The sequence below is a fragment of the Streptomyces sp. SS8 genome (assembly GCF_054072955.1).
The window spans coordinates 1-10,099 of the sequence record NZ_JBSVCZ010000051.1 but is presented as its reverse complement, the minus strand read 5'-3'; the positions used below and the strand labels follow the sequence as shown (position 1 = coordinate 10,099).

The window sequence follows — 10,099 nt, the reverse complement described above, 5'->3', positions numbered from 1 at the left end:
GCGCCGCCGGGCCGCGGGAGGCCGGCGCCGGCCCGGCCGTGGTCCTGGTGGGCCCGCCCGGCGCGGGCAAGACCACCGTGGGCGCGGTGCTGGCCCGCAGGCTGGGGGTGTCGCTGCGCGACACCGACGCCGACATCGAGGCCGCTGCGGGCAAGGCCATCGCCGAGATCTTCGTCGACGACGGGGAGCCGCGCTTCCGCGAACTGGAGCGGGAGGCGGTACGCGCGGCCCTGGCCGGGCACGACGGGGTGGTCTCGCTCGGCGGCGGCGCCGTCATGGACCCCGGCACCCGCGAACTGCTCGCCGGACTCCCCGTGGTCTTCCTGGACGTGGCCCTGGCCGACGCCGTCAAACGCGTCGGGCTGGACGCCCCGCGCCCCCTGCTGGCGGTCAACCCCCGCAAGCAGTGGCGCACGCTGATGGAGCAGCGCCGCCCGCTGTACACCGAGGTGGCCCGCGCGGTCGTCGACACCGCCGGCCGCAACCCGGAGGAGACCGCCCAGGCGGTCCTGGACGCACTCGAGCTGAAGGACACATGACCACCACACCCCCCACCCGCATCACCGTCGGCGGCACCGCGGGCACCGCGCCCTACGACGTCCTCGTCGGACAGCGGCTCCTGGACGAACTGCCGCACCTGATCGGCCCCGACGCCCGCCGGGTGGCCGTGATCCACCCCGAGGCGCTGACCGAGACCGGCGAGGTGCTGCGCGAGGACCTGGCGGGCCAGGGGTACGAGGCCATCGCCATCCAGGTGCCCAACGCCGAGGAGGCCAAGACCGCCGAGGTCGCCGCGTACTGCTGGAAGGCGCTGGGACAGTCCGGCTTCACCCGCACCGACGTCGTCGTGGGCGTCGGCGGGGGGGCGACCACCGACCTGGCGGGCTTCGTCGCGGCGACCTGGCTGCGCGGGGTGCGCTGGATCGCGGTGCCCACCACGGTGCTGGGCATGGTGGACGCGGCCGTCGGCGGCAAGACCGGCATCAACACCGCCGAGGGCAAGAATCTGGTGGGCGCCTTCCACCCGCCGGCCGGGGTGCTGTGCGACCTGGCTGCGCTGGAGTCGCTGCCGGTCCACGACTACGTCAGCGGCCTGGCCGAGATCATCAAGGCGGGCTTCATCGCCGACCCGGCCATCCTGGACCTGATCGAGTCCGACCCCGAGGCCGCCCGCACCCCCGCGGGCCCGCACACCCGCGAGCTGATCGAGCGCTCCATCCGGGTCAAGGCCGAGGTGGTCTCCTCCGACCTGAAGGAGTCGGGCCTGCGGGAGATCCTCAACTACGGACACACCCTGGCCCACGCCATCGAGAAGAACGAGCGCTACAACTGGCGGCACGGCGCGGCCGTCGCCGTCGGCATGGTCTTCGCCGCCGAACTGGGCCGCATCGCGGGCCGGCTGGACGACGCCACCGCCGACCGGCACCGGGCGGTCCTCACCGCCGTCGGGCTGCCCGTCACCTACCGGGGCGACCAGTGGCCCAAGCTGCTTCAGACGATGAAGGTCGACAAGAAGACCCGTGGCGACCGGCTGCGCTTCATCGTCCTGGACGGGCTGGCCCGGCCCGCCGTGCTGGAGGGGCCGGACCCGGCGATGCTGCTCGCCGCCCACGCGGAGATCGCCGCGTGAGCGGCGCCGCGCCCCGGAGGGTCCTCGTCCTCAACGGGCCCAACCTCGGCCGTCTGGGCTCCCGCGAGCCCGACGTCTACGGCTCCACCTCCTATGCCGGGCTCGTCGAGCGGTGCACGCGGCTGGGCGGGGAACTGGGACTGGAGGTCGAGGTCCGCGAGACCAACGACGAGGGCGAGATGATCCGCTGGCTCCACGAGGCCGCCGACGCCTCCCTCCCGGTCGTCCTCAACCCCGCCGCGTTCACCCACTACTCGTACGGGATGCGTGACGCCGCCGCCCAGCGCACCGCTCCGCTGATCGAGGTGCACATCTCCAACCCCCACGCCCGCGAGGAGTTCCGCCACACCTCGGTCGTGTCGGCCGTGGCCTCCGGCACCATCGCCGGCTTCGGCATCGGCTCCTACGAGCTGGCCCTGCGCGCCCTGGCGGACGACCGGCCACGCGGCTGAAGGGGGCCTGGACGGGCCGCGGGCACCACTTCGAACCGCCGACCGTTGACACGGCACCGGCCGGGGGAAGGTACCGTTCGGTGCCGGACGGACGAGGTGACGTCCGGCCGGGCCCACCGCGCCCGGCCGGCGCACCGGACGGAAACGGAGTTGGGACCGGATGCAGCAGTACGGGACGCAGCGGCCCGTCCCGCCCTCGGGCTCACCCCAGGGCCGCCCCCAAGGACACCCGCAGGGACAACCGCCACACCTCCACGCGCACCCGCGTTCCGCGGCCCACTCCGGCTGGAACACTCCCCACCCGCCTCCCCCGCCCCCCGCGCACCCGGCTCCGCCCGCCGCACCGCCGGCGGCCCCGCCCGCGGCGCCTCCGCCCGGGCCGCCCCCGGCCTCCGCACCCACCCCCGCTCCTCCGCCCCAGGCCCCGGACGCCACCGGCCACCTCCGGCTGCCGCCCGGCGCGCCGGTGCAGATATCGGGCACGGCCGACCCGGCCGCCGGCCCCGTCACGGTGGAGGCCGCGCACACCGCCGCCGTCGCCGTCCTGCTGATAGGCCCGGCCGGCGCCGGCAAGACCACCGTGGCCCGGTACTGGGCGGACACCCGCCGCGTGCCCACCGCGCACATCAGCCTGGACGACGTCCGCGAATGGGTGCGCTCCGGCTTCGCCGACCCCCAGTCCGGCTGGAACGAGCACTCCGAGGCGCAGTACCGCCTCGCCCGCCGCACCTGCGGCTTCGCCGCCCGGAACTTCCTGGCCAACGGCATCTCCTGCATCCTGGACGACGCCGTCTTCCCCGACCGGCCCGTCGTCGGCCTCGGCGGCTGGAAGCGGCACGTCGGCCCCGGCCTGATCCCGGTGGTGCTGCTGCCCGGCCTGGAGGTCGTCCTGGAGCGCAACGCCGAGCGCACCGGCAACCGCCGGCTGTCGGACGAGGAGGTCGCCCGCATCCACGGGCGGATGGCCGGCTGGTACGGCTCCGGCCTGCCGATCATCGACAACTCCCGGCAGGACGTGGCCACCACCGCTCGTCTGCTGGACGAGGCCGTGGCCCGCGCGCTCACCAGCCCGCCGAGCTGGTAGCGCATACGGCCGGGCCGGTCCGGGTCGGCGGCGGGTGCGACGGGGCGTCCGTACGGCGGGCCGTCCGGACGTGTCGGGACGCCACCGGGCGTCACGCTGCGTACGCTCAGGGGCATGTCCGAGGTGTACGTGGCCCGCCGCAGCCGACTGCGCGACCGCTGGACGGCGGGGGGCGGTGAGGCCGCCCTGGTCTCCCGGCCCGCCAACGTCCGCTATCTGACCGGCTGGTCCGTCCCCGGAGCGGTCCTGCTGCTCGGGGCGGACGGCCGCGACACCCTGCTGAGCCCGGCCGTGCCCGCCGCCGACGGACGCACCGGGCCGCCGTGCGCCACGGGCGGCCTGCGCCGCACCGTCCTGCCCGGGGACGTGCCCGACCCGGCCGTCGCCGCCGCCGAACTGGCGGCGTCCGGGCCCGGGACCGAGCTGCTGGCGGTGGAGGAGCACGACCTCACCGTGGCCCGGCACCGGGCCCTGGCCGCGGCCGCGCCCCGGCTGCGCCTGGCCGACCTGGGCCGCGCCGTGGAGCAGCAGCGCCTGGTCAAGGACGAGGAGGAGCTGGCGGCCCTGCGCGTCGCCGCGGAGATCACCGACCACGCGCTCGGCGAGCTGCTGGAGTCCATCCTGGTGGGCCGCACCGAGCGCCATCTGGCGCTGGAGCTGGAGAGGCGCCTGATGGACCACGGCGCCGACGGCCCCGCCTTCCCCACTTGCGTCGGCACCGGCCGCAACTCCGGTCTGCCCGGCCACCGGCCCGGGGACCGGCGGGTGGAGGAGGGCGACTTCCTGAGCGTGCGGCTGGGCGCCCGCTACCGCGGCTACCGCTGCCAGGTCGGCCGCACCTTCGTCATCGGCCCGGCCCCCGCCGACTGGCAGATCGAGTTGTACGAGCTGGTCTTCGCGGCCCAGCGCGCCGGGCGCGAGGCACTGCTGCCTGGGACGGAGTACCGTGAGGTCGACCGGGCCGCCCGCCAGCCGCTGGAGGCGGCCGGGTACGGTGACTTCCTGGAAGCGGGCACCGGGCACGGCGTGGGGCTGGAAATCGGCGAGGACCCTCGGCTGTCGCCCGGGGCCATGGGTAAACTGGACGCTTGTGTGCCGGTCACCGTCGAACCGGGGGTCCACCTCCCGGGACGGGGCGGCGTCCGGATCGATGACACGCTCGTCGTCCGCCCGCAGGCGGACGGCGGACCGGAGCTACTCACCATCACGACCAAGGAACTGCTCGCCCTGTGACACGGGGGCGTGGTCCTTCGGTCTTCCGCAGCAGCAGTCTCAGGAGATTCCGCGACCGTGGCCACCACGAACGACCTCAAGAACGGCATGGTGCTCAAGCTCGAAGGGGGCCAGCTCTGGTCCGTTGTCGAGTTCCAGCACGTCAAACCAGGCAAGGGCGGTGCCTTCGTCCGCACCAAGCTCAAGAACGTGCTCTCCGGCAAGGTGGTCGACAAGACCTTCAACGCCGGCACCAAGGTCGAGACGGCCACCGTGGACAGGCGCGGCATGCAGTTCTCCTACAAGGACGGCGCCGACTTCGTCTTCATGGACACCCAGACCTACGACCAGATGCCCATCACCCCCGAGGTCGTCGGCGACGCCGCCAACTACCTGCTGGAGGGCCAGGAGTGCACGGTCGCCGTGTACGAGGGCAACCCGCTGTTCATCGAACTGCCCGCCGCCGTCGAGCTGGTCATCGAGTACACCGAGCCGGGTGTCCAGGGCGACCGCTCCACCGGCGGCACCAAGCCCGCCCGCCTGGAGACCGGCTACGAGATCGGTGTGCCCCTCTTCATCACCACCGGTGAGAAGATCAAGGTCGACACCCGTTCCGGCGAGTACCTCGGCCGGGTGAACAGCTAACCGTGGCAGCCCGCACCAAGGCACGTAAACGGGCCTTCCAGATCCTGTTCGAGGCCGACCAGCGCGACAGCGCCGTGACGGCCGTGCTGGCGGACTGGATCCGGCACGCGCGGACCGACGAGCGGCAGCCGCCGGTCGGCGAGTACACGATGCAGCTCGTCGAGGGGTACGCGGAGCACGCGGACCGGATCGACGAGCTGATCGCCACCTACGCCGTCGGCTGGACGCTGGACAGGATGCCGTCGGTGGACCGCAACCTCCTGCGACTCGGCGCGTACGAGCTGATCTGGGAGGACGACGTACCCGACGCGGTGGTGATCGACGAGGCGGTACAGCTCGCCAAGGAGTTCTCCACCGACGACTCCCCGACCTTCGTCAACGGTCTGCTGGGCCGGCTGAAGGAACTCAAGCCGACGCTGAAGCGCGCCTGAGCGGACCGGTCCGGGTGATCCGGGCCGGGGCCGCCGCATCCGGGAAGCGGCGAGTGGCCCGGGACGCCCGACGGGCGTCCCGGGCCACTCGCCGTCAAGGGTCCCCGGGCAGCGGCGTCGAGCGCGACCGCCACCGGGAGCGGAACCCCCTCACGGGGCCCGCCCGGTGGCGGCGCCGGCGACCACTGCGGGGGAGTGCCTCAGGCCTCCTCGTGCTGGACGGCGCGACGGGCGTCGGCGTCCAGCACACCCCAGCCGATGAGCTGCTCGGTCAGCACCGAGGGCGACTGGTCGTAGATGACGGCGAGGGTGCGCAGGTCGTCCTGGCGGATCGACAGCACCTTGCCGTTGTAGTCGCCGCGCTGGCTCTGGATCGTCGCGGCGTACCGCTGCAACGGGCCCGCCTTCTCGGAGGGCACGTGGGCCAGCCGCTCCAGGTCCAGAACGAGCTTCGGCGGCGGCTCGGCGGCTCCGCCCGGCGTGCTGCCCGGCAGCAGCTCCTGCACCGGGACGCCGTAGAAGTCCGCCAGCTCGGCCAGCCGCTGCACGGTCACGGCACGGTCGCCGCGCTCGTACGAGCCGACCACGACCGCCTTCCAGCGGCCCTGGGACTTCTCCTCGACACCGTGGAGGGAGAGCCCCTGCTGGGTGCGGATGGCGCGGAGCTTGGCCCCGAGCTGTTTGGCGTATTCGCTGGACATATGGCTCCCCGGAGGACGTCTTCGTAACTCACTGTGATGTTACGCAGCGTAATGTACGGCGTCAAGCCGAGCCGGTCCATACCGGGGGTGCACAGGGGTCGCGGGCCCGCGCGCCCGGGCGGGGGACAGCCCCGGCGGGCGCCCGGAGCGGACGCCCCGGACAGCCCGTCCGGACGGGCTGGTACCGTTGACGGCGCACCATCCGACGTCCTTTAAGGCCCGTCCCGTGAGGCGGGGAAGGAGGTCCGTTTACCGTGGACACATCCATGGGAGAACTGGACGGCAACGCTCCCGGCCCGGTCCGCCCGGTGCTGGAGGCACCGGACATCGCGCGGGTCCTCACCCGCATCGCCCACGAGATCGTCGAGCGTGCCAAGGGCGCCGACGACGTGGTCCTCCTGGGCATCCCCACCCGCGGCGCGCACCTGGCCAGGCGGCTGGGGGCCAAGCTGGAGGAGATCACCGGCCGTCCGCTGCCGGTCGGCTCGCTCGACATCACCATGTACCGCGACGATCTGCGGATGCGCCCCGCCCGCGCCCTGGCCCGCACCGAGATCCCGGCCGAGGGCGTCGACGGGCGCCTGGTCGTCCTGGTCGACGACGTGCTCTTCTCCGGCCGCACCATCCGGGCCGCGCTCGACGCGCTCGGCGACATCGGCCGGCCCCGCGCCGTGCAGCTGGCGGTCCTGGTCGACCGCGGCCACCGCGAACTGCCGATCCGCGCCGACTACGTCGGCAAGAACCTCCCCACGTCGCTGCGGGAGACGGTCAAGGTCCGGCTCGCCGAGGAGGACGGCCGCGACGGCGTGCTCCTGGGCGAGCGCCGCGAGGCGGGGGCCGCCCCGTCCGGCGAGCGGTAGCGTCCCCGCTCCCCGTACCCCTCGCGCCCCTCCGCCGCTCCCGCCCTCCCTGGCCCAGCGGCCCCACGCGGCCGTGCCCGCGCGCCCGCATGCCTTGAAACCTCCACACACCGGAGCACATCCAGATGCCGCTCTTCCCCGGGGGCAACCCCCGGACTTCCGGTCACCTGATCTCGGCCGCCGACCTCACCCGCGACGACGCCGTGCGCATCCTCGACACCGCCGAGGAGATGGCGCGCCTGGCCGACCGCCCGATCAAGAAGCTGCCCGCGCTGCGCGGCCGCACGATCGTCAACCTCTTCTTCGAGGACTCCACCCGCACCCGCATCTCGTTCGAGGCCGCGGAGAAGCGGCTGTCCGCCGACGTCATCAACTTCGCGGCCAAGGGGTCCTCGGTCTCCAAGGGCGAGTCCCTCAAGGACACCGCCCAGACCCTGGAGGCGATGGGCGTGGACGCCGTCGTCATCCGGCACGGAGCCTCCGGCGCCCCCTACCGCCTGGCCACCTCCGGATGGATCGACGCAGCCGTCGTCAACGCCGGCGACGGCACCCACCAGCACCCCACCCAGGCGCTGCTCGACGCGTTCACCATGCGCCGCCGCCTGATCGGCCCGGACGCCGGACTCGGCCGGGACCTGGCCGGCCGGCGGATCACGATCGTCGGCGACATCCTGCACAGCCGGGTCGCGCGCTCCAACGTCGACCTGCTGAACACCCTGGGCGCCCAGGTCACCCTGGTGGCGCCGCCCACCCTGCTGCCGGTCGGTGTCGAGGGCTGGCCCTGCGAGGTCTCCTACGACCTGGACGCCGTCCTGCCGAAGTCCGACGCCGTGATGATGCTGCGGGTCCAGCGCGAGCGGATGAACGCCGCCTTCTTCCCCACCGAGCGCGAGTACTCCCGCCGCTACGGCCTCGACGTGCAGCGCATGGAGCGGATGCCCGAGCACGCCGTCGTGATGCACCCCGGCCCGATGGTCCGGGGCATGGAGATCACCGCCGAGGTCGCCGACTCCGGCCGCTGCACCGTCACCGAGCAGGTCGCCAACGGAGTCTCGATCCGCATGGCCGTCCTGTACCTGCTGCTCGGCGGATCCGAGCACGCCGGCACCAACGCCACCACTACCGGCACCGCCGACACCACCGCCCGTACCGAGGAGAAGTGACACCCATGAGCAAGACCCTGATCCGCGGCGCGAAGGTGCTGGGCGGCCAGGCGCTGGACGTCCTGATCGACGGCGGGACCGTCGCCGCCGTCGGCACCGGTCTGGACGCCGGTGGCGCCCGTGTGGTCGAGGCCGACGGGCAGATCCTGCTGCCGGGCCTGGTGGACCTGCACACGCATCTGCGCGAGCCGGGCCGCGAGGACTCCGAGACCGTGCTGACCGGCACCCGGGCCGCGGCGTCCGGCGGCTACACCGCCGTGCACGCCATGGCCAACACCTTCCCCGTCGCCGACACCGCCGGCGTCGTCGAGCAGGTCTGGCGGCTGGGACGGGAGTCCGGCTACTGCGACGTGCAGCCGGTCGGCGCCGTCACCGTCGGCCTGGAGGGCAAGCAGCTCGCCGAGCTGGGCGCGATGCACGAGTCGGCCGCCTCGGTGCGGGTCTTCTCCGACGACGGCAAGTGCGTGGACGACGCGGTGATCATGCGCCGGGCACTGGAGTACGTCAAAGCCTTCGACGGCGTCATCGCCCAGCACGCCCAGGAGCCCCGCCTGACCGAGGGCGCCCAGATGAACGAGGGCGCGGTCTCCGCCGAGCTGGGCCTGGGCGGCTGGCCGGCCGTCGCCGAGGAGTCGATCATCGCCCGCGACGTGCTGCTGGCCGCGCACGTCGGCTCCCGGCTGCACATCTGCCACCTGTCCACCGCCGGATCCGTGGAGATCGTGCGCTGGGCCAAGTCCAAGGGCTGGAACGTCACCGCCGAGGTCACCCCGCACCACCTGCTCCTCACCGACGAGCTGGTGCGCTCCTACGACCCGGTCTACAAGGTCAACCCGCCGCTGCGCACCGAGGCGGACGTGAGGGCCCTGCGCGAGGCGCTGGCCGACGGCACCATCGACTGCGTCGCCACCGACCACGCCCCCCACCCCCACGAGGACAAGGACTGCGAGTGGGGCGCGGCCGCCATGGGCATGGTCGGCCTGGAGACCGCGCTGTCCGTCGTCCAGCACACGATGGTGGAGACCGGTCTGCTGGACTGGGCCGGCGTCGCCGACCGCATGTCCTTCCGGCCCGCGGCCATCGGGCGCCTGGCCGGCCAGGGGCGGCCCGTCTCGGCTGGTGAGCCCGCCAACCTCACCCTGGTCGACCCGGCATACCGTGGAACGGTGGATTCCGCACGTTTCGCCTCCCGCAGCCGCAACACCCCCTACCAGGGACGCGAGCTGCCGGGCCGTGTCACACACACGTTCCTGCGGGGCAGGGCGACAGTCATGGACGGAAAGCTCGTATGAACCTCTCACCGGTACCAACCGCCATCCGCCACGCCGCGGCACCCGAGTCGCAGCAGGTCACCGACTGGGCACCCCGGATCGCCTGGGTGATCGGCCTTCTGCTGGTCGTCGCCCTGGTGTACTGGCTGATGAGGGAGGGCTGGAAGTGGCGCTCGGTGCTCCAGTCCGACCTCCCCGAACTGCCCCAGGCACCCGCCGGCCCCGGCGAACCGGGGCTGACCATGACCGGCCGCTACCACGGCTCCACCGCGGCCGGGCAGTGGCTGGAGCGGATCGTCGCCCACGGCCTGGGCGCCCGCAGCCGCGCCGAGCTCACCCTCACCGAGCGGGGTGTGCACGTGGTGCGGCCCGGGGCGAACGACTTCTTCATCCCGGCCGGCAGGCTGCGCGGCGCCCGCCTCGACAAGGGCATCGCCGGCAAGGTCCTCACCGAGGACGGCCTGCTGGTGATCACCTGGGAGCACGGCGACCGCCTGCTGGACTCCGGCTTCCGCTCCGACCGCGCCGCCGAGCACGCCGCCTGGCTGGACGCGCTCCGCGCGATGTCCACCGGCACCGCGTCCGGCACCGCGGACGAACCCCACGGCACCACCGAAGCTGCCGCCACCAAGCACCACGAGGAAGGCGCA

12 protein-coding genes are annotated in these 10,099 nt (G+C 73.5%); 11 read left to right on the top strand and 1 reads right to left on the bottom strand.

The genetic code is table 11. From position 1 onward, the window contains the following. Positions 1-38 precede the first annotated feature (38 nt). From ACW69E_RS27590 to nusB, 7 genes are all read left to right on the top strand, one after another. On the top strand, positions 39-539 hold the full coding sequence (locus tag ACW69E_RS27590; protein WP_457501009.1) for a shikimate kinase: 501 nt from the start codon (positions 39-41) through the stop codon (positions 537-539). After that, positions 536-1,630 (top strand): 3-dehydroquinate synthase, encoded by a 1,095-nt coding sequence (gene aroB / locus ACW69E_RS27585; protein WP_457501007.1) that lies wholly within the window; start codon positions 536-538, stop codon positions 1,628-1,630. Before ACW69E_RS27590 ends, aroB begins: the two co-directional genes overlap by 4 nt. Next, on the top strand, positions 1,627-2,082 hold the full coding sequence (gene aroQ, locus ACW69E_RS27580; protein WP_457501006.1) for a type II 3-dehydroquinate dehydratase: 456 nt from the start codon (positions 1,627-1,629) through the stop codon (positions 2,080-2,082). Before aroB ends, aroQ begins: the two co-directional genes overlap by 4 nt. Positions 2,083-2,242: 160 nt before the next feature. Next, positions 2,243-3,166, top strand: a complete 924-nt coding sequence (locus tag ACW69E_RS27575) for an AAA family ATPase (protein ID WP_457501005.1) — start codon at positions 2,243-2,245, stop codon at positions 3,164-3,166. Positions 3,167-3,280: 114 nt separating this feature from the next. Beyond that, a complete protein-coding gene (locus ACW69E_RS27570; protein WP_457501004.1) occupies positions 3,281-4,399 on the top strand; it encodes a M24 family metallopeptidase in 1,119 nt (372 codons plus the stop codon). A gap of 57 nt (positions 4,400-4,456) precedes the next feature. Further along, the gene (gene efp, locus ACW69E_RS27565) at positions 4,457-5,023 is read left to right on the top strand and encodes an elongation factor P (RefSeq protein WP_237883187.1); all 567 of its coding nucleotides are present in this window, start codon (positions 4,457-4,459) and stop codon (positions 5,021-5,023) included. Positions 5,024-5,025: 2 nt separating this feature from the next. After that, positions 5,026-5,454, top strand: a complete 429-nt coding sequence (gene nusB / locus ACW69E_RS27560; RefSeq protein WP_457501003.1) for a transcription antitermination factor NusB — start codon at positions 5,026-5,028, stop codon at positions 5,452-5,454. Positions 5,455-5,654: 200 nt separating this feature from the next. On the opposite strand, the gene bldD is transcribed toward nusB, so the two are convergent. Continuing rightward, positions 5,655-6,155 carry a transcriptional regulator BldD gene (gene bldD / locus ACW69E_RS27555; RefSeq protein WP_093850776.1) on the bottom strand — a complete coding sequence of 167 codons (501 nt, stop codon included), beginning with the start codon at positions 6,153-6,155 and terminating at the stop codon, positions 5,655-5,657. Between the two features lie 266 nt (positions 6,156-6,421). Between bldD and pyrR the strand changes: the two genes are divergently transcribed. The 4 genes from pyrR to ACW69E_RS27535 form a co-directional block, all read left to right on the top strand. Then, positions 6,422-7,015, top strand: coding sequence for a bifunctional pyr operon transcriptional regulator/uracil phosphoribosyltransferase PyrR (gene pyrR, locus ACW69E_RS27550; protein ID WP_457501008.1), 594 nt, complete (start codon positions 6,422-6,424; stop codon positions 7,013-7,015). Positions 7,016-7,140: 125 nt separating this feature from the next. Then, the gene (locus ACW69E_RS27545; protein ID WP_457501002.1) at positions 7,141-8,178 is read left to right on the top strand and encodes an aspartate carbamoyltransferase catalytic subunit; all 1,038 of its coding nucleotides are present in this window, start codon (positions 7,141-7,143) and stop codon (positions 8,176-8,178) included. Positions 8,179-8,183: 5 nt separating this feature from the next. Beyond that, complete coding sequence (locus ACW69E_RS27540; protein WP_457501001.1) at positions 8,184-9,470, top strand: dihydroorotase; 1,287 nt, start codon at positions 8,184-8,186, stop codon at positions 9,468-9,470. Then, positions 9,467-10,099 (top strand): PH-like domain-containing protein (locus tag ACW69E_RS27535; protein ID WP_457501000.1); only part of this gene is annotated, 633 nt, incomplete at its 3' end. The genes ACW69E_RS27540 and ACW69E_RS27535, both read left to right, overlap by 4 nt.

Excerpts from the sequence above, each read along its gene's own strand:
- bldD (WP_093850776.1), bottom strand. The coding sequence starts at position 6,155 with ATGTCCAGCGAATACGCCAAACAGCTCGGGGCCAAGCTCCGCGCCATC.
- aroB (WP_457501007.1), top strand. The coding sequence starts at position 536 with ATGACCACCACACCCCCCACCCGCATCACCGTCGGCGGCACCGCGGGC.
- ACW69E_RS27570 (WP_457501004.1), top strand. The coding sequence starts at position 3,281 with ATGTCCGAGGTGTACGTGGCCCGCCGCAGCCGACTGCGCGACCGCTGG.
- ACW69E_RS27545 (WP_457501002.1), top strand. The coding sequence starts at position 7,141 with ATGCCGCTCTTCCCCGGGGGCAACCCCCGGACTTCCGGTCACCTGATC.
- ACW69E_RS27575 (WP_457501005.1), top strand. The coding sequence starts at position 2,243 with ATGCAGCAGTACGGGACGCAGCGGCCCGTCCCGCCCTCGGGCTCACCC.
- ACW69E_RS27540 (WP_457501001.1), top strand. The coding sequence starts at position 8,184 with ATGAGCAAGACCCTGATCCGCGGCGCGAAGGTGCTGGGCGGCCAGGCG.
- pyrR (WP_457501008.1), top strand. The coding sequence starts at position 6,422 with ATGGGAGAACTGGACGGCAACGCTCCCGGCCCGGTCCGCCCGGTGCTG.